This window comes from Microbacterium sp. MF43 (assembly GCF_012847295.1).
Taxonomy (GTDB): domain Bacteria; phylum Actinomycetota; class Actinomycetes; order Actinomycetales; family Microbacteriaceae; genus Microbacterium.
In genome coordinates this window covers 665,048-682,739 of the sequence record NZ_JABBDY010000001.1, presented here as the reverse complement: position 1 = coordinate 682,739, position 17,692 = coordinate 665,048, and the positions used below count along the sequence as shown (strand labels likewise).

General features: G+C 69.9%; 18 protein-coding genes. 10 read left to right on the top strand and 8 right to left on the bottom strand.

Annotated elements, in window-relative coordinates; translation table 11 throughout:
* Positions 1-2: 2 nt before the first annotated feature.
* A complete protein-coding gene (locus tag HF323_RS03070) occupies positions 3-1,064 on the top strand; it encodes an ABC transporter permease (RefSeq protein ID WP_169581068.1) in 1,062 nt (353 codons plus the stop codon).
* Positions 1,061-3,358 carry a glycoside hydrolase family 3 N-terminal domain-containing protein gene (locus HF323_RS03065; RefSeq protein ID WP_317450974.1) on the top strand — a complete coding sequence of 766 codons (2,298 nt, stop codon included), beginning with the start codon at positions 1,061-1,063 and terminating at the stop codon, positions 3,356-3,358. The genes HF323_RS03070 and HF323_RS03065 overlap by 4 nt, the downstream gene beginning before the upstream one ends.
* 25 nt (positions 3,359-3,383) lie before the next feature.
* On the opposite strand, the gene HF323_RS03060 is transcribed toward HF323_RS03065, so the two are convergent.
* Entirely contained in the window at positions 3,384-4,283 is a 900-nt protein-coding gene (locus HF323_RS03060; protein WP_223169126.1) for a DUF3027 domain-containing protein, read from the bottom strand.
* The gene (locus HF323_RS03055; RefSeq protein ID WP_169581067.1) at positions 4,267-4,650 is read right to left on the bottom strand and encodes a cold shock domain-containing protein; all 384 of its coding nucleotides are present in this window, start codon (positions 4,648-4,650) and stop codon (positions 4,267-4,269) included. The genes HF323_RS03060 and HF323_RS03055 overlap by 17 nt, the downstream gene beginning before the upstream one ends.
* Before the next feature lie 111 nt (positions 4,651-4,761).
* Here HF323_RS03055 and HF323_RS03050 point away from each other — a divergent pair, with 111 nt between their 5' ends.
* From HF323_RS03050 to HF323_RS03040, 3 genes are all read left to right on the top strand, one after another.
* Positions 4,762-5,028 carry a multidrug ABC transporter ATPase gene (locus tag HF323_RS03050; RefSeq protein WP_169581066.1) on the top strand — a complete coding sequence of 89 codons (267 nt, stop codon included), beginning with the start codon at positions 4,762-4,764 and terminating at the stop codon, positions 5,026-5,028.
* Positions 5,029-6,744, top strand: a complete 1,716-nt coding sequence (locus HF323_RS03045; RefSeq protein ID WP_169581065.1) for a helicase-associated domain-containing protein — start codon at positions 5,029-5,031, stop codon at positions 6,742-6,744.
* A 131-nt stretch (positions 6,745-6,875) separates the two neighbouring features.
* A complete protein-coding gene (locus HF323_RS03040; protein WP_169581064.1) occupies positions 6,876-8,516 on the top strand; it encodes a DNA repair helicase XPB in 1,641 nt (546 codons plus the stop codon).
* Positions 8,517-8,540: 24 nt separating this feature from the next.
* Here the strand turns inward: HF323_RS03040 and HF323_RS03035 are convergent, their stop codons facing one another.
* The gene (locus HF323_RS03035; RefSeq protein WP_169581063.1) at positions 8,541-9,455 is read right to left on the bottom strand and encodes an alpha/beta hydrolase; all 915 of its coding nucleotides are present in this window, start codon (positions 9,453-9,455) and stop codon (positions 8,541-8,543) included.
* A 68-nt stretch (positions 9,456-9,523) separates the two neighbouring features.
* Between HF323_RS03035 and HF323_RS03030 the strand changes: the two genes are divergently transcribed.
* From HF323_RS03030 to HF323_RS03015, 4 genes are all read left to right on the top strand, one after another.
* Positions 9,524-10,075, top strand: a complete 552-nt coding sequence (locus HF323_RS03030; RefSeq protein ID WP_169581062.1) for a TetR family transcriptional regulator — start codon at positions 9,524-9,526, stop codon at positions 10,073-10,075.
* A gap of 77 nt (positions 10,076-10,152) precedes the next feature.
* Positions 10,153-10,845, top strand: a complete 693-nt coding sequence (locus tag HF323_RS03025; RefSeq protein ID WP_106816784.1) for a response regulator transcription factor — start codon at positions 10,153-10,155, stop codon at positions 10,843-10,845.
* A gap of 195 nt (positions 10,846-11,040) precedes the next feature.
* The gene (locus HF323_RS03020) at positions 11,041-12,618 is read left to right on the top strand and encodes a HAMP domain-containing sensor histidine kinase (protein WP_223169180.1); all 1,578 of its coding nucleotides are present in this window, start codon (positions 11,041-11,043) and stop codon (positions 12,616-12,618) included.
* A 161-nt stretch (positions 12,619-12,779) separates the two neighbouring features.
* Positions 12,780-13,067 (top strand): WXG100 family type VII secretion target, encoded by a 288-nt coding sequence (locus HF323_RS03015; protein WP_169581061.1) that lies wholly within the window; start codon positions 12,780-12,782, stop codon positions 13,065-13,067.
* An 80-nt stretch (positions 13,068-13,147) separates the two neighbouring features.
* Here the strand turns inward: HF323_RS03015 and groL are convergent, their stop codons facing one another.
* From groL to HF323_RS02990, 5 genes are all read right to left on the bottom strand, one after another.
* Entirely contained in the window at positions 13,148-14,767 is a 1,620-nt protein-coding gene (groL, locus tag HF323_RS03010) for a chaperonin GroEL (RefSeq protein ID WP_169581060.1), read from the bottom strand.
* A 169-nt stretch (positions 14,768-14,936) separates the two neighbouring features.
* Positions 14,937-15,134, bottom strand: a complete 198-nt coding sequence (locus HF323_RS03005) for a cold-shock protein (RefSeq protein WP_127476195.1) — start codon at positions 15,132-15,134, stop codon at positions 14,937-14,939.
* A 135-nt stretch (positions 15,135-15,269) separates the two neighbouring features.
* Positions 15,270-15,842: a LytR C-terminal domain-containing protein gene (locus HF323_RS03000; RefSeq protein WP_169581059.1), complete on the bottom strand. Its 573-nt coding sequence runs from the start codon at positions 15,840-15,842 to the stop codon at positions 15,270-15,272.
* A gap of 44 nt (positions 15,843-15,886) precedes the next feature.
* A complete protein-coding gene (locus HF323_RS02995; protein WP_169581058.1) occupies positions 15,887-16,135 on the bottom strand; it encodes a DUF3263 domain-containing protein in 249 nt (82 codons plus the stop codon).
* A gap of 9 nt (positions 16,136-16,144) precedes the next feature.
* Complete coding sequence (locus tag HF323_RS02990) at positions 16,145-17,137, bottom strand: DUF2332 domain-containing protein (protein ID WP_317450973.1); 993 nt, start codon at positions 17,135-17,137, stop codon at positions 16,145-16,147.
* 70 nt (positions 17,138-17,207) lie between these two features.
* On the opposite strand from HF323_RS02990, the gene msrB reads away from it, so the two are divergent.
* The gene (gene msrB / locus HF323_RS02985; protein WP_169581056.1) at positions 17,208-17,615 is read left to right on the top strand and encodes a peptide-methionine (R)-S-oxide reductase MsrB; all 408 of its coding nucleotides are present in this window, start codon (positions 17,208-17,210) and stop codon (positions 17,613-17,615) included.
* Positions 17,616-17,692: the final 77 nt, after the last annotated feature.

The following is a 17,692-nucleotide window of genomic DNA, read 5'->3' as shown; positions in this document are numbered from 1 at the left end:
GCATGGACACGACCATCACCGACACCGTGGCTAAGCGCTCGGCGAACACCCCGGCCACCGCCACCGTCCGCCGTCCCGCGTCCTCGGGCAGCCCCGCGCCGAAGAAGCCGAGCTTCGCATCGAGGCTGGGGTCCGCGTTCGCGATGTTCCGCAACGGGAAGTCGATCGCCGGCCTGTCGATCCTCGGGTTCTTCGTGCTCGTCGCGGTCTTCGCCGACGTCCTCGCCCCGTACTCACCCACCAAGGTCGACAACACGGCGCGCTTCCAGCCGCCGTCCGCCGCCCACTGGCTGGGGACGACCCACATCGGCGAAGACGTGCTGAGCCAGGTCATCCACGGCACGCGCGGCGTGATCGTGGTCGGCTTCCTCGCCGCGATCATCGCCACCGTCCTCGCGGTGGTCGTCGGCGTGATGTCGGGCTATCTCCGCGGGTGGAGGAGCGAGGGACTCTCAGCGCTCACCAACGTGTTCCTCGTCATCCCCGGCATCCCGCTCATCATCATCGTCGCCTCGATGTTCGAGGACCCGCCGCTCATCCTCATCGCGGGAGTGCTGGGCCTCATCGGCTGGGCCTGGGGCGCCCGTGTGCTGCGCGCGCAGACCATGTCGCTGCGCAGCCGCGACTTCGTGCAGGCCGCGAAGGCCAACGGCGAGCCGCTTCGCCGCATCATCACCGTCGAGATGCTGCCGAACCTCATGGCGCTCATCGCGGCGAGCTTCGTGGGCACGGTGACCGCTGCGATCATCGGCCTCACCACGCTGTCGTACATCGGCATCATCCCGGTGACCACCTACAACTGGGGCACGATCCTCAACTGGGCGAGCGCGCAGGGGGCCTTCCGGCAGGGCCAGTGGTGGTGGTTCCTGCCTCCAGGTCTGTGCATCGCCGCGGTCGGCGTGGCTCTCTCGCTGATCAACTTCGGCATCGACGAGTACGTCAACCCGCGGCTCCGATCCGCCGGGGAACGAGCCCGCGCCCTCAAGAAGAAGGGCATGAACGTCAACGACACCGTCACGGTCGTCCGCACGGCGGCCGAGACATCCCGACAGGAGAATCTGTGACCAACGACGCCTACCTCGACCGCCAGCTTCCGGTCGAGGCACGGATCGCCGACCTGCTGGGCCGCATGACCCTCGAGGAGAAGGTCGGGCAGATGCTGCAGCTCGACGCCCGTGAGGACCTCGACGATCAGGTCCTGCGCATGCACGCCGGATCGATCCTGCATGCGTCGCCTGCTCGTGTGCTGCGTGCCCGAGACCTGACGCAGCAGACGCGCCTGCGCATCCCGCTGCTCGTCGCAGAGGACTGCATCCACGGTCACGCGTTCTGGGAGGGCGGCACGGTGTTCCCGACGCAGCTCGGCATGGCGGCGACGTGGGACGCGGCCCTCATCGAGAGGGTCGCCCGGGCGACCGCCGCCGAAGTGTCGGCCACCGGCATCCACTGGACCTTCTCCCCCGTGCTGTGCATCGCGCGCGACCTGCGCTGGGGCCGGGTGGACGAGACGTTCGGCGAGGATCCCTACCTGATCGGCGAGCTCGCCTCGGCGATGGTGCGCGGTTACCAGGGGGGCGGTCTGGACGATCCCGACGCGATCCTGGCGACGGCGAAGCACTTCGCCGGGTACTCGGAGACGCAGGGCGGCCGGGATGCCAGCGAAGCCGACATCTCGCGCCGCAAGCTGCGTTCGTGGTTCCTGCCGCCCTTCGAGCGAGTGGCACGCGAAGGATGCCGCACGTTCATGCTCGGCTATCAGACCACCGACGGCGTGCCGATCACGGTGAACGACTGGCTGCTCAACGATGTGCTGCGCGGCGAGTGGGGATACACCGGCACGCTCATCACCGACTGGGACAACGTCGGTCGCATGGTCTGGGAGCAGAAGGTGCAGCCCGACTACGCCCACGCCGCCGCGGCCGCCGTGAAGGCCGGCAACGACATGGTCATGACCACGCCCGGATTCTTCGACGGCGCGCGGGAGGCGATCGAGAAGGGGCTCATGGCCGAGAGCGACCTGGATCGCGCGGTGTCGCGCATCCTGCGCCTCAAGTTCGAGTTCGGACTGTTCGAGAACCCGCGCCTGCCCGACGCTCAGCGCATCGAGACGGTGATCGGCAGCCCCGAGCACGTCGCGCTCAACCTCGAGACCGCCCGGCGCTCGCTGGTGCTGCTGCAGAACGACGGCACGCTCCCCCTCGCCGGCGCCGGAGAGGCCCGCCGCGTCGCGGTGGTCGGCCCCCTCGCCGACGACGCGCAGACGCAGCTCGGCGACTGGGCAGGCTCCTCGGGCCAAGTCGACTGGCTGCCGGACGGTCAGCCGCGCTCCCTCATCACGACCGTGCTCGACGGGCTGCGCGCGCATGCCCCGGCGGGATGGCAGATCACGCACGCCCGGGGCGCCGACATCCTCACGCTCGAAGAGGACCCGGAAGGCGCATACTTCCCCGACGGGCAGCCCCGGCCCCAGATCGTCGTGCCGGTCGCGCCCGACGCCGCCCTCATCGCCGAGGCGGTCTCGGCCGCCGAGGAGGCCGACTACGTCGTCGCCGTGGTGGGCGACCGCGTCGAGCTCGTGGGCGAGGGGCGGTCGACGGCGACCCTCGAGCTTCTCGGCGGGCAGCAGGCGCTCCTCGAGGCGCTGGCGGCGACCGGCACGCCCCTCATCGTGGTGCTGCTCGCTTCGAAGCCGCTCGTTCTGCCGCCGTCGGTGACGGAGGCTGCGGCCCTCGTGTGGACCGCGAACCCGGGGATGGAGGGCGGCCGCGCGATCGCCGAGCTGCTGCTCGGGCACATCGAGCCTTCGGGCCGGCTGCCGATCTCGTTCGCGCGCCACGTCGGCCAGCAGCCGACGTACTACAACCAGCTCCGCGGGCAGCACGGGTCGCGCTATGCCGACCTCACGCAGAGCCCGGCGCACGCGTTCGGAGAGGGCCTGTCCTACACGACCGTCGAGTACTCGGACCTGCGGATCGAGGAGTCCGCTCTGAAGGCCGGCGATACGGTCCGCGCGACCGTCGCCGTGCGCAACACCGGCGACCGTCCCGCCCGCGAGGTCGTCCAGGCGTACATTCGCGACACCGTCACATCGGTCAGCTGGGCCGACAAGGAACTGAAGGCATTCACCGTCGTGGACATCGCGCCGGGCGCCGAGGCGATCGTCGCCCTCGAGATCGCGGTCGCCGACTGCACGATCGTGGATGCCGACGGGGTCCGGGTCGTCGAGCCCGGGGAGTTCGAGCTGCTGGTCGGGCCGTCGTCACGCGACGAGGCGCTCCTCGCCGGGCGGTTCACGGTGTCGGCCGGCACGGCGGACCCGGCGGTCGAATGGGCGACGGCCGCGGTTCTCACCCCGTGAAATCCCGGGGCGGCGGCGCGGCGAGTCACTCCTCCGCGTCGTCGCCCTCGGACTCCTCCGAGTCGTCGTCGTCGGAGTCATCGTCGTCGGAGTCATCGTCGTCGGAGTCATCGTCGTCGGAGTCATCGTCGTCGGAGTCATCGTCATCGGAGTCGTCCGAGTCGTCGTCGGAGTCATCCTCGTCCGAGTCGTCCTCGTCCTCGTCATCGTCGTCCGAGTCGTCGTCATCCTCGTCCGAGTCGTCCTCGTCCGAATCCTCATCAACGTCCGAGTCATCGAGCTCGTCGATGTCGACCCCGTCGACGTCGCCGGCGTGCAGGATGGGTGACCCGTCATCGTCGAAGTCGGCGGCATCGAGGTCGTCGACATCGTCGAGATCCTCCTCGTCGCCGCCCTCGGAGACGGATGCCTCGGCGAGCGCTGCCTGCGCGGCCTGATACTCCGCGAGACGCTCCGCCCACGGCACCCAGTCGGGCGCGAGCAGGGCGTCTTCGCCCGGCAGCAGCTCGACCTCGAGCACGGTGGGCTCGGCGTCGGGGACGCGCGCGAGACTGACGGTCCAGAACCACCCGGGGTATCCGGCCAGCCGGTTGGCGAATCGCAGCGACACGACGCCGTCCGGCTCGACACGGTAGCCCGCAGCGTCGCCGATCGTCGCAGCCGGCGTGATCTCACGGAGTGCGGCGAGCGCCAGGTCGTGCGCCTCGAAGAGCGAGGGGTCGGGCTCGACCGGCACGACGGTCTCGACCGGCATCACGGGCGCGGGTTCGGGAGTCGGGGCATCCGTCTCCGTGTCCGCCTCGGGGGTGGAGTCATTCGTCGCCGAGTCCTGCTCGGTCGGCGCGTCGACTGACCCGTCCACCTCGGCGGGGGACTCGATCTCCGGCTCGACGGGAGCGTCGGCGGGATCAGGCGTCGAGTTCATCCGCCACCTTGCGCAGCACTGCGGCCACCTTCTGCGCGTGGCCGCCCGAGGGGTAACGGCCACGGCGAAGGTCGCCGCCGATGCCGTCGAGCAGCTTCACGAGGTCTTCGATGATGATCGCCATGTCGTCTGCGGGCTTGCGCGACCGCTTGGCGAGGCTGACGGGAGCCTCGAGCACACGCACCGAGAGCGCCTGCAGGCCGCGCTTGCCGTCGGCGACACCGAACTCCAGACGCGTACCGGCCTTGGGTGCCGGTGTGCCGGCGGGCAGGGCCGTGGCGTGCAGGAAGACGTCCTGGCCCTCATCGGTCGTGATGAAGCCGAACCCCTTCTCCTCGTCGTAGAACCTGACCTTGCCGGTGGGCATGGAGACCTCGCTGTGTAGGGAGCCGCGCAGCGGCGGGCATGACGGAAACGGGGATCGTCCGATCCCTCCCCCCAGCCTACGGCAACCGCGCCAGCCGCTAGGCTGAAGCGGATGAGCACGAACACGCCCGGCGAGGACGTCCCCGTCCGACGGATCGACCGCATCCTGGCCTTCATGTCGCTGGGGCTGCTCGTGCTGTCCATCATCAGCTTCTTCGCGATCATGATCGCGTCGGCGTCCGACGCCGACATGTCCGCCGGCATCTGGCCCGTGCTGGGCGCTCTGCTGTACATCGCCCCCATCGTGGCTTTCGCGCTGATGCTGGCCGTGCTCATCATGAGCTTCGTGCGGAGGGCTCGGGCCAACCGAGGGGGCTGAGTGGTCTCCGACGAGCGCGCACTCGCGACCTGGCTTGCCGGTCGCGACGACGCCGCGCTGGCCACGACGCTCGCCGCGCGCGGGATCTCGCCGTCCGCGCCCTGGCACGACCTGTTCGATGCGTCCGAGGCGCTGCTGGACGCGGCATCCGTCGACCGCGCACTCTCGAAGCTTCCGCGCCACGCCCTCGCCGCTCTCGCGTCGGGCGATGCGGGCGAGCTGCCCTGGCTGAGTTCCCTCGCCCTCGTAGGAGTCGACGGCCGCCCCTACGGCGTCGTCGCCGAGCGCGTCGCCGCGTTGGCCGCGTCGCGCCCTGAGGCGTTCGCGCGCGGCCTCGACGCGCCCTCGCGCACGCCGGCGTCGGACCGGGCCGCCGCCGAGGCCGCGGAGCGCGCCTTCACGATCGCCGGATCTCTGGCCGATGTGCTGCTGGCCTGCCTGCACTCCCCGTTCCCTCGGACCGGGTCGGGTTCCGTCAGCGCCGCCGAGCGCAAGCGCCTCATCGAGGCTCGCGCGATCCGCGAGGACGACGACCTCGAGGACCTGCTGGTCGCCGCGGCCGCGGCAGGGCTCGCGATGCCTGCCGAGCGTCAGTGGATCGTGACCCCTGCCGGCGAGGCCTGGCTCGAGTCCCCCACCCCGCAGCGGTGGGCGGCGATCGCGGAGGGCTTCCGCTCGGCGCTGCCGCCCGGGCTGCGCACCGAGGACGGCGGTTTCACCGACCCGTCGACCTGGGCGAGCGAGTATCCGCTCGATCCGGAATGGCCGGGTCGACTCGAACGGATGCTCCGCCTCGGCGTGCAATGGGGGCTGATCGCCCCCGACGGCACCGAGTACGCCTGGACGAGCGGCCTGCGCACGGGCACCGCGGCCGATCCCTCCGGCCTCGCGGCGCACCTGCCGGCCGAGATCGACCGGGTCTACCTCCAGGCCGATCTCACCGCGATCGCGCCGGGGCCTCTTGCGCCGGCGCTCGACCTTCGCCTGCGCGGCATCGCTGTGCGTGAGTCCCGTGCGCAGGCGTCCACGTACCGGTTCACCGCGGAGTCGCTCGCCGCCGGCCTCACCGAGGGCGAGACGGCCCCGTCGATCCGCGAGTTCCTGACGGGCCTGTCTCTCACGGGCGTGCCGCAGCCTCTCGAATACCTCATCGAGAGCACCGCCGCCCGCCATGGGCTCGTCCAGGTAGGCATCATCGCCGAGTCCGGCCGGACGAGGATCGAGACCGCCGACCGCTCGCTGCGCGACACGATCGCCGTCGATCAGTCGCTGCGCCACCTCGGGCTGCTCCACGAAGACGGACGGCTGATGTCCCGCGTGCCGCGCGACGCCGTCTACTGGGCGCTCGCCGATGCCCGCTATCCCGTGGTGGCCGTCGACGAGCAGGGGATGCCGGAGCTTCTGCGACGACGGGCCGGCGCCGCCACCCCGGAGACCCTCCCGAGCCCCACCCAGACGTATGAACGGCTGCTGGGCGTCCTCCGCAGCGGCCACGACACCGAGGGCGAAGAGGGCTGGCTCGGCCGCGAGCTCGAACAGGCCGTGCGCGCACGCAGCGAGATCGTGGTCGTGGTGCGGATGCCGGACGGCGCAGAGCGCACCCTCACGCTCGAGGCATCCGGACTCGGCGGCGGCCGTCTGCGAGGTCGTGACCGCGCCGCCGATATCGAGCGCACCCTGCCGGTATCGAGCATCGTCAGCGTCCGCCCCGCCTGAGCATTCGCGAGCTGAGCGGCCGCCGAGTCGCTCGCGGTTCGGGGGCGCGGCCGCACTCCCCCCTCGGGCGCGTCGCCGATTCCCGCGCCGTCCGGCGTCGACCCGCCGTCACTCACGTAGACTGGCACGTTATGGCTGACGGCCCCCTCATCGTCCAGAGCGATCGCACCGTGCTGCTCGAGGTCGCCCACCCCGACGCCGAGAGCGCTCGCCACGAGCTCGCGATCTTCGCCGAGCTGGAGCGCGCCCCCGAGCACATCCACACGTACCGCATCACGCGGCTGGGCCTGTGGAACGCACGCGCGGCCGGCCACGACGCCGACGACATGCTGGCGACACTCGACCGGTGGTCGCGCTTCCCCGTGCCGCCGTCGGTCTCGATCGACATCGCCGAGACCGTCGGCCGCTACGGACGACTCGTGATCGAGCGCAACGACGACGGCGAGCTGGTCCTGCGGTCGACGGATGCCGCGGTCCTCGCCGAGGTCTCGAGGAACAAGCGCATCCAACCACTCCTCATCGGCCACCCCTCCCCCGACACGTTCGTGGTCGACGCGTGGGCTCGGGGCCACATCAAGCAGGAGCTCCTCAAGATCGGCTGGCCCGCCGAAGATCTGGCCGGCTATACGCCGGGGACGCCCCATCCGATCGACCTCGCAGAGAACGGGTGGAACCTCCGCCCCTATCAGCGCCAGGCGGTCGACATCTTCAGCGACGGCGGATCCGGCGTGGTCGTGCTCCCCTGCGGTGCGGGCAAGACGCTCGTGGGGGCAGGCGCGATGGCGGCGACGAAGACCACCACGCTCATCCTCGTGACGAACACCGTCAGCGCGCGCCAGTGGCGCGACGAGCTGCTCAAGCGCACGTCCCTCACTGCTGAGGAGATCGGCGAGTACTCCGGTCAGTCCAAGGAGATCAAGCCGGTCACGATCGCGACGTACCAGATCCTCACCGCCAAGCGGAAAGGCCAGTACGCCCATCTCGCGCTGCTCGACGCGCTCGACTGGGGACTCATCGTCTACGACGAGGTGCACCTGCTCCCCGCGCCCGTCTTCAAGCTGACCGCCGACCTTCAGGCCCGGCGGCGCCTGGGACTCACGGCGACGCTCGTGCGCGAAGACGGTCGTGAGGGCGACGTCTTCAGCCTGATCGGCCCCAAGCGCTTCGACGCCCCGTGGAAGGAGATCGAGGCGCAGGGATTCATCTCCCCCGCCATCTGCTACGAGGTGCGCGTCGACCTTCCCGCCGGCGACCGGCTCGAGTACGCCGCAGCGGCCGACGAGGACCGCTATCGCCTGGCGGCGACGGCGCCGGCGAAGATCGGCGTCGTGCGCCGTCTCGTCGAGCGCCACGCCGGCGAGCAGATCCTCGTGATCGGGCAATACCTCGACCAGATCGACATCCTCGCCGAGGCGCTCGACGCACCGAAGATCACCGGTGCGACGCCCGTCGACGAGCGGGAGCAGCTGTACCAGGCGTTCCGGGTCGGTGAGATCTCGGTGCTCGTGGTGTCGAAGGTCGCGAACTTCTCGATCGACCTGCCCGAGGCATCCGTCGCCATCCAGGTCTCGGGGTCGTTCGGCTCGCGCCAGGAGGAGGCCCAGCGCCTCGGACGCCTGCTGCGGCCCAAGGAGTCGGGCCACACGGCGAGCTTCTATACGCTCATCGCACGCGACACCGTCGACCAGGACTTCGCCCAGAACCGTCAGCGGTTCCTGGCGGAGCAGGGCTACGCCTACACGATCCTGGACGCCGACGGCATCGCCGCCTGACGAACGGCGGCGCGCATCGCCTGCTCACTTCACGCGAGCGAAGAAGTCGAGCAGCAGCTCCTGAATCGCTCCGGGATTGTCGTCGGTCATGAAATGGGCTGCGTCGGGAACGTCCGCGATCTCGAGGTGGTCGGCGAAACGACTGACGTCGCCGCACTGCGAGCGGACGAACTCCGCGTTGAGAGGCCGGTCCTCCGATCCGAAGGCGTACAGGCTGGGCACCGTCAGGCGCTGCCGTCGGTAGACACCGCCCGTCATACGAGGCATCTCGGAGAACACGAGCCATCGGTACACCTCGTTGATGGCCGCGTCGATGTCGGATCGCTTCATCGGGGCCAGGTACGTCGCGATCGTCTCCTCCGCCAGCGGAGTCACGACATACGGCGGATCGAAGACGTGGGCGATGGACCGCCCGCGGCGGTGGAACAGCAGCGGCGGGATATGGCGCAGTGCGGGCAGCATCGCGACGCTGAAGGGCATGAACGGTGGCGGTACCGCGAGGACGGCCACGGCGCGCAGGCGCTCCGGTGCGGCGTACGCGAGGTGCGCCGCCGTGAGCGCGCCCATGTCGTGCGCGACGATGCGGACGCGGTCCAGCCTGAGAGCGTCCAGGACCGCGATCAGGTCGTCCATCTGGGTGAGACGCCCCATGCCGGGCGACTCCGCCCTCGTCCAGCCGAACCCTCTCAGATCCGGACAGAGCACCTGGTAGCGGCGGCTGAGCTCGACGCCGATCGTGCGCCACTGCCACCAGTGCTGAGGCAGCCCGTGGAGCATCACGACCGGCTCGCCGTCTCCGGCGGTGGCGACGTGCGTGCGCAGACCAGGAGTATCGATGAACTGATGGCGGAAGCCGGGCGCCGACGGGAGGTCGGACGGCAGCAACGACGCGGCGTGGGTCTCGTCGGGGGAGGAGGAACGACGGTCTGAGGCGTCCATGACCAGAATGATACTACGTTCATAGTAACCTGTCACTATGAACGTAGTGATCTTGCTACGCTGACAGCATGGGAACCACACGGGAACGCGCACTCGAAGGCGCCGTCGAGCTCGTCGGCACACAGGGGATTCGCGCCCTCACCCATGCGCGCATCGACGCGCAGGCCGGACTCCCGCGCGGTTCGACCTCGAACCACTTCCGGACCCGGGCGGCGCTGGTCGCCGGTCTTGCGGCATGGATCGCCGAGCAGGAGACGCGCGACCTCAGCGACGCGCTCTCCCAGCCGTTCGACGACCTCGACGGGTTCGTCGACATGTTCACCGATGCGATCGAGCTGCTCACGGGAAGATTCGCGGTGCGCACACGCGCGCGCTACGCGCTCTTCCTCGAGGCCGGCTCCGATCCCGAGCTGTTCGCGCCCCTGCACACGCAGCGTCAGGGGATGGCGGCCTTCACCCGGTCGCTGCTCGTGCAGCTCGGCGCGAGGCATCCGGACACCGCACTGCCCGCCTTCATGGCCTTCGGCGACGGCATCATCCTGCACCGGCTCAGCGTCGATCCCGATGCGCCGGTGCGCGAGAGCGTCGCCGTGGCCGTCCGGGGCTGCCTGTCGGCGTGAACCCGCCGAGCCGCGGCATATCCGCCTCTCCGGGTGATTTCCAGGCACCGCATCGCATCCGTCGACATAATGAGGGCATGACCGCACCGCGCATCCTCGTTGTGGACGACGAGCCGAACATCCGCGACCTGCTCATCACGAGCCTCCGATTCGCGGGTTTCCAGGTGAGGGCCGTCTCCAACGGCGCCCAGACGATCTCCGCGGTGCTTGAGGAGGAGCCCGACCTCATCATCCTCGACGTGATGCTCCCCGACATGAACGGGTTCAGCGTCACCAAGCGGCTCCGCGGCGCGGGATACACCGCGCCGATCCTGTTCCTCACCGCCAAGGACGAGACCGAGGACAAGATCACCGGCCTCAACGCCGGCGGCGACGACTACGTCACCAAGCCGTTCAGCCTCGACGAGATCGTCGCGCGCATTCAGGCGATCCTCCGCCGGACGATGCAGGCCGACGAGGAGTCGGTCATCCGGGCCGGCGAGCTCACGATGGATCAGGACACCCACGACGTCCAGGTGGGCGACGTCTCGATCGACCTCAGCCCCACGGAGTTCAAGCTCCTGCGCTACCTGATGCTCAACCCGAACCGCGTGCTGTCCAAAGCGCAGATCCTCGACCACGTGTGGGAGTACGACTTCAACGGCGACGCCGGAATCGTCGAGAGCTACATCTCCTACCTCCGCCGCAAGATCGACCCGCACTCGTCGGAGCCGCTCATCCAGACCAAGCGCGGCTTCGGCTACATGCTGAAGGCGGGCAAGACCGCGTAACCCGCGGCACGATCGAAAGGGCTCGTCCTGGCGCAGAAGACGGACGCGATCACCCGGTGGTGGCGCGGGACGAGCCTGCGCGCGAAGGTCACCGGGGTCACGGTGATCCTGCTCGCCGTCGGCCTCATCGCCGCGGGATTCGGCACCGCGATCTTCCTCCGCAACACGCTCACCAGCAGCGTCGACGAGCAGCTCATGCAGCTCGTGCGCACCGACGTCACCAGCCCGCTCTTCGAGATCACGGTCTCCGACGGCAAGCCGTTCTTCGTCAAACAGCGGGGCGCGGCGCCGACGTCGTACTTCGTCGCCGTGTACAACCCCGACGGGACTCTCGAAGCGAGCGCCGGCGGGGGCGGAGCGCCGGCACCGGTCTATCCCGAGACCATCACCGTCGAGGACACCGTCACGACCGGCATCTCGCCTTTCCCGCTGCCGAACTCTGCGGGCGGCTCGCCCTATCACGCCAGCGTCGACCTGCTCGAGATCCCGGGGGTCCGCGACAACTACACGCAGCTCGTCGCCCTGCCGCTCGCCCCCACGAATCAGGTCGTCGCGCAGTACATCGGCATCTACAGCCTCCTCGCCATGATCATCCTGATCGCCAGCGCTTTCCTCACGCGCTGGCTGGTCACGCTGACGTTCCGCAGCCTCGGCGGCGTCGAGGCCACGGCCATGGCGATCGCCGCCGGCGACTTCAGTCAGCGCATGACCGACATCGAGCCGACCACCACCGAGGTCGGCCGTCTCAAGACCGCCATCAACGCGATGCTCGACCGCGTGGATGCGGCGCTGTCGCAGCGCGACTCGACCGTGCGGCAGATGCGCCGGTTCGTCGGCGACGCGAGCCACGAGCTGCGCACACCGCTCGTGACGGTGCGCGGCTACGCCGAGCTGTATCGGATGGGCGCCATCCGTGGCGATGAGGACATCGCCCAGTCGATGGACCGGATCGAGAAGGAGGCGATCCGCATGGGCGTGCTCGTCGAGGATCTTCTCGCCCTCGCGCGCCTGGACGAGCGCCGGGACGTCGTGATCACGCCCGTCGACCTGCGTCCGATCGCGCGGGACGCGGCCCTCGACCTTCGCGCGTCCGCACCCATGCGCCCGATCACGGTGATCGACACCACGGCCGACGAGCTGCCGACGCGGAACCTGCCGCCCGCGCGAGACCAACCCGACGAGAAGCGGCGTCCGCCCACGACGCCGCTCACGCGCGCCGGGGCCACGCTGTCCCTTCTGCGGCGGCGGCCGAAGCCCGTGCCCGCCACGAGCGCCGCCGGTGTGCGCGACCTGACGCCGTCGGCGCCGACGGGAGACGGGACCGCCCCGGGTGAGCAGTCGGTGCCCGTCGTGCTCGGGGACGAGAACCGGATTCGCCAGGTGGTCGCGAACCTCATCGGCAACGCGCGTCGCTTCACGGCCGACGACTCCCCCATCGAGCTCCGCGTGGGTGTCGACGCGACCGCTCTCCTGGGCTGGGTCGAAGTCGTCGACCACGGGGAGGGCGTCCCCGATCAGATCAAGGACAAGATCTTTCAGCGGTTCTGGCGCGCCGACACCTCGCGCACCCGCGAGACCGGCGGGTCGGGCCTTGGACTGTCGATCGTGGCCTCCATCGTCGAGGCGCTCCACGGATCGGTGGGTGTTCGTGACACCCCCGGCGGCGGGGCGACGTTCCGCGTCTCCTTTCCGCTCGCCGAGGCTCGGGATGCCGCAGAGCATCTGCACATCGAGACACAGCCGCTCGAACGCCTGGAACTCGCTGACGACTGAGTCCCGCAGCCGCCCCCTCCGTCGGCCGGGGTTCCTCCCCAGGGACGCGCCGACCCGCCGTCTCCACCGCCCGCACGGGCGCACCCGCTCGAGCTCGGCACGACGCCTAGCGTCGGGACCAGTGGGCATCACATCTGGTCGTGCCCGGGAAGGGATGAACAATGGCCGTCTTCTCCGTCGACAGCGACGCCGTCATGGCCGCCACGGCGGCCGTCCGCAACACGATCGACCGCCTGCAGGCCGAATCCAACGCGATGATGGCGCAGCTGACGCAGCTGCAGGGAACCTGGACCGGCTCTGCGGCACTCGCGTTCCACTCGGTCACCGACCAGTGGCGTGCCACCCAGCGCCAGGTGGAGGATTCGCTCGCGGGGATCAGTGTGGCCCTGGCCGCCGCCGGCCGGCAGTACGCGGAGGCCGAGCTCGCCACGACCAGCCTGTTCCGCTGAACGCGCGCAGAGGCGACGAAGGGCCCCTCCCGGAGGAGGGGCCCTTCGTGTGATCGCTTACGCGCGGGGAGGCTTCTGGATCAGAAGTCCATGCCACCCGTCGGGTCGCCGGCAGGAGCCGCGACCTTCTCGGGCTTGTCGGCGACGACGGCCTCGGTCGTGAGGAAGAGGCCGGCGATCGACGCGGCGTTCTGCAGCGCCGAACGGGTCACCTTGGCGGGGTCGATGATTCCCTGCGCGAACAGGTCGCCGTACTCACCCGTCGCGGCGTTGAGGCCGTGGCCCGCGGGGAGCTCCGAGACCTTGTTCGCGACGACGCCCGGCTCGAGACCGGCGTTGAGGGCGATCTGCTTGAGCGGAGCCTCGATCGCGACACGCACGATGTTGGCACCGGTCGCCTCGTCGCCCGACAGCTCGAGGGCGTCGAGCGCCTTCTTGCCGGACTGGATGAGGGCGACTCCACCACCGGGGACGATGCCCTCTTCGACGGCGGCCTTCGCGTTGCGGACGGCGTCCTCGATGCGGTGCTTGCGCTCCTTGAGCTCGACCTCGGTCGCCGCACCCGCCTTGATGACGGCCACGCCGCCGGCGAGCTTGGCGAGACGCTCCTGCAGCTTCTCGCGGTCGTAGTCGCTGTCGGTGTTGTCGATCTCGCGACGGATCTGGGTCACGCGGCCCTCGATCTGAGCACCGTCGCCGGCACCCTCGACGATCGTGGTCTCGTCCTTGGTGACGATGACCTTGCGCGCGCGGCCGAGGAGGTCGAGCGTGGCGTTCTCGAGCTTGAGGCCGACCTCTTCGGTGACGACCTGGCCGCCGGTGAGGATCGCGATGTCCTGCAGCTGAGCCTTGCGACGGTCACCGAAGCCGGGGGCCTTGACGGCGACCGACTTGAAGATGCCGCGGATCTTGTTGAGCACCAGCGTCGCCAGCGCCTCACCCTCGACGTCCTCGGCGATGATGACGAGCTCCTTGCCGTCCTGGATCACCTTGTCGACGATGGGCAGAAGGTCCTTGATGTTCGAGATCTTCTGGTTGGCGATGAGGATGTACGGGTCCTCGAAGACGGCCTCCTGGCGCTCCGGGTCCGTGACGAAGTACGGGTTGATGTAGCCCTTGTCGAAGCGCATGCCCTCGGTGAGCTCGAGCTCGGTGCCGAACGTCTGCGACTCCTCGACGGTGACCACGCCCTCCTTGCCCACCTTGTCGATGGCCTCGGCGATGAGCTGGCCGATCTCGGGGTCGGCGGCCGAGATCGACGCCGTGGCGGCGATCTGGTCCTTGGACTCGACCTCCTTGGCCGACTCGAGGAGCTCGGCGGTGATGGCCGCGACAGCCTTCTCGATGCCCTTCTTGAGCGAGATCGGGTCGGCACCGGCCGCGACGTTGCGCAGGCCCTCGCGCACGAGCGCCTGAGCGAGGACCGTGGCCGTCGTCGTGCCGTCACCGGCCACGTCGTCGGTCTTCTTCGCGACCTCCTTGACGAGCTCCGCGCCGATCTTCTCGTACGGGTCGTCGAGCTCGATCTCCTTGGCGATGGAGACGCCGTCGTTCGTGATCGTGGGGGCGCCCCACTTCTTCTCGAGAACGACGTTGCGACCGCGGGGGCCCAGGGTCACCTTGACGGCGTCGGCCAGGATGTTCAGGCCGCGCTCGAGGCCACGGCGGGCCTCCTCATCGAAAGCGATGATCTTTGCCATGTGTGTTTCGTCCTCCCAGGACGGGGCTTATGGATTAGCACTCAACGAATCCGAGTGCTAATCCATTCTGGCACTCGCCCCTAGGGAGTGCAAGCCGTGTCGCGGACGCCGCAACACGCAGAAACGGGATGCCGAGGCATCCCGTCTCCCTCACGCGCGAAGCGCGGGATCAGACCACGCGCACGGACTCCGCCTGCGGACCCTTCTGACCGGTCCCCACGGTGAACTCGACGGTCTGGCCCTCTTCGAGCACGCGGAAGCCCGACATGTCGATGTTGGAGTAGTGGACGAAGACGTCCTGCCCTTCGGCGGTGATGAAGCCGAAGCCCTTCTCGGCGTTGAACCACTTGACGGTGCCCTGAGTCATGCGAATCTCCTGATGCTGGTACGACTGGCTTCATCGTATGCACGCGAGAAGACGCGGAAACGACCCGGCGGCGACTTGTTGACACGAAGGGACAGAACTGTTTACCCGCGTGAAACACAGACCCGGCGGACAGCCTCAGGGAGTCGGGTCGGGCGTCTGGCCCGCCGCGGTGCGGTCGAGTCCGATCACCACGGTGAGCTGCTTCGTCCCGGCGTCTGCGGGCTGGTAGACCTCGCTCTGCTCGATGCGGGCACCGCCGACGACCTGCGCGAGCCCGGCAGCCGCCGCTTCGTCCTCGGCGGCGACGTAGTACACCGTCGTCTCGGGGAAGTCGTCGGCGCTGGCGTCGCTCGGAAGCACGGACCCGTCGGGCCAGCCCGCGGCGACGACCGTGTCCTTCATCTGAGTGGCGAGGCCCTGCTCAGGGGTCGCGTTCAGGATGACGACCTGGTAGGTGGTGTCGACGACCGGGGTCACCTCGGCGGTCGGAGCCGCAGCCGTCGGCGTGGGCGCCGGGAAGAGCTCGATGCGACCCGACACCAGCAGCGTCGCGAAGATGCCGACGACGATCAGGATGATCGTGGCCAGCGCCGCCCACAGCAGCACGACCCACCCGCGCATGCGGGGGTTCTCGGCCCGGTGCGCGCCGACGCGATCCACGTCCGGGAGGTCGTCGAAGCGATCCCGCGGGTACGTCGTTCTCGGCACCAGTCGATGGTACCGGCACGTTGCGGCTGGTCCCGAACGGGATGTCAGCGCGTCCCGGCGGTGCGATCCGCTCGCAGCCGCGTCCGCTCGTCTCGGATCCGTCGGAGACGCTTGACCAGCATCGGGTCGTGCGCCTGCGCCTCGGCGGTATCTATCAGGCGACCGAGGAGCTGGTAATAGCGAGCCGGCGACATGTCGAGCTCGGAGCGGATCGCCTCCTCCTTGGCTCCGGCGTGGCGGCGCCACTCGGCCTCGAAGGCGAGAAGGGCGCGGTCGCGGTCGGTGAGGGGCACGCGCCCACGCTAATCGGGGATCCGTCCCGGATCGGCGCGCCACTCCACGAAAGCCCCGAGCGGATCGACCGCGGCCAGGGGTACGCCGTCGCGCCCGAGCACGAACCCTCCCCACGTGGCGGGGTCGACGGGCGGCGACCATGCCCGGTGAAGCCCCGGCGGGTCGATCGTGACCCAGGTCGCGTCCATGCTCCGCAGCGCCGCGATGAGGCGCTCGCGACCGGCGCGCGGGATGTGCGGCAGCACACCGGGCGTCGTGACCACGAGCGTGGCGTCACGGGGAGCGCGTCGCGCGGCGGCGCGGAGCACGGCCGGGTCGGACGCGTCGCCGGCGATCAGCAGGGGCGGGTCGGCAGCGACGATGTCGCACGCCGCCTCGATGCGATCGGCGCGCCCCACCTCGCCGGGCCAGACGAGAGAAGTCAGAAACCGCCGGTCGTCGGGGCCGGCGGCGTCGAGCGGGGCAAGATCGATGCCCGCACGCCACACGATGTGCGGCATCCGCAGCGGCGGATTCCCGGCGGCCGCGCACTCCAGCACGACGGCGGACGTCCCCTCCGCCGGGTCGAGGTTCTCCCCGCCGGCGTAGCGGTACGAGTACCGGTCGGGATACAGGCACAGCCCCGCGCTCGCACCGAGCTCGAGGAGCGCGATCGGCCCGGCGATCGTCGACAGCGCCGGGAGGAGCGCGGCGCACCGCTGCGGCTCGTTGGTCTGCAGGCGGCGACGGGATGCCTCGGCGACGACCTCGTCGGCATGCGACGCCAGCCACGTCGACCACTGGGCGAACCGACCCTCCGGTGCCCCGAGCATCCTCGTCACGGCGAACACGAGGGGCGGCTGACGGTGCGTCTGCGGAATGCGCGCGAGGATCGCCGAGACGGACGGATCGGATGCCACACCCGAAGCCCAGTCGGCGTAGAGGTCGCTGCGACCCGGCGCTTCGTCGCGCGCGAAGCGGGCGTACCGCTCGGCGACGGCGGTCGAGGCATCCGGTTCCACTCCCCCATTCTCGCGGTGGACGCCCGGTCTGCGCGGAGCAGGTCCGCCCGGACTGGGGTTGAATGGAGGCATGACTTACGCCGTGGAGAAGAGCGACGACCAGTGGCGGGCCGAGCTGACCCCCGAGCAGTACGCGGTCCTGCGTCAAGCGGGCACCGAGCGGGCATGGACCGGTGAGCTCCTCGACGAGAGCCGCGCCGGACTGTACGCCTGCGCCGCGTGCGGCGCCGAGCTCTTCAAGAGCGGCACGAAGTTCGACTCGCACTGCGGCTGGCCGAGCTTCTACGAATCGGTGCGACCCGAGGCGGTCGAGCTCATCGAGGACCGCAGCCACGGGATGGTGCGCACCGAGGTGCGCTGCGCGAACTGCGGCTCGCATCTCGGCCATGTGTTCCCCGACGGGTTCGGCACGCCGACGGGTGACCGCTACTGCATGAACTCCCTCTCGTTGAGCTTCACGCCCGACGACGCGGCATGACGGCTGCCACGACGCCTCCGCGCGAGCCCGACGCGACGCGCGAGGCCACGGCGCACACCGGCTCGGCCCTCGAGGCG

Bases quoted from the DNA above. Each gene is read 5' to 3' on its own strand.
- HF323_RS03025 (WP_106816784.1), top strand. From the start codon at position 10,153: ATGACCGCACCGCGCATCCTCGTTGTGGACGACGAGCCGAACATCCGC.
- HF323_RS03030 (WP_169581062.1), top strand. From the start codon at position 9,524: ATGGGAACCACACGGGAACGCGCACTCGAAGGCGCCGTCGAGCTCGTC.
- HF323_RS03070 (WP_169581068.1), top strand. From the start codon at position 3: ATGGACACGACCATCACCGACACCGTGGCTAAGCGCTCGGCGAACACC.
- HF323_RS03055 (WP_169581067.1), bottom strand. From the start codon at position 4,650: ATGCCCACCGGCAAGGTCAGGTTCTACGACGAGGAGAAGGGGTTCGGC.
- HF323_RS03040 (WP_169581064.1), top strand. From the start codon at position 6,876: ATGGCTGACGGCCCCCTCATCGTCCAGAGCGATCGCACCGTGCTGCTC.
- HF323_RS03050 (WP_169581066.1), top strand. From the start codon at position 4,762: ATGAGCACGAACACGCCCGGCGAGGACGTCCCCGTCCGACGGATCGAC.
- msrB (WP_169581056.1), top strand. From the start codon at position 17,208: ATGACTTACGCCGTGGAGAAGAGCGACGACCAGTGGCGGGCCGAGCTG.
- HF323_RS03060 (WP_223169126.1), bottom strand. From the start codon at position 4,283: ATGAACTCGACGCCTGATCCCGCCGACGCTCCCGTCGAGCCGGAGATC.
- HF323_RS03015 (WP_169581061.1), top strand. From the start codon at position 12,780: ATGGCCGTCTTCTCCGTCGACAGCGACGCCGTCATGGCCGCCACGGCG.
- HF323_RS03020 (WP_223169180.1), top strand. From the start codon at position 11,041: ATGCAGCTCGTGCGCACCGACGTCACCAGCCCGCTCTTCGAGATCACG.
- HF323_RS03005 (WP_127476195.1), bottom strand. From the start codon at position 15,134: ATGACTCAGGGCACCGTCAAGTGGTTCAACGCCGAGAAGGGCTTCGGC.
- groL (WP_169581060.1), bottom strand. From the start codon at position 14,767: ATGGCAAAGATCATCGCTTTCGATGAGGAGGCCCGCCGTGGCCTCGAG.
- HF323_RS03035 (WP_169581063.1), bottom strand. From the start codon at position 9,455: ATGGACGCCTCAGACCGTCGTTCCTCCTCCCCCGACGAGACCCACGCC.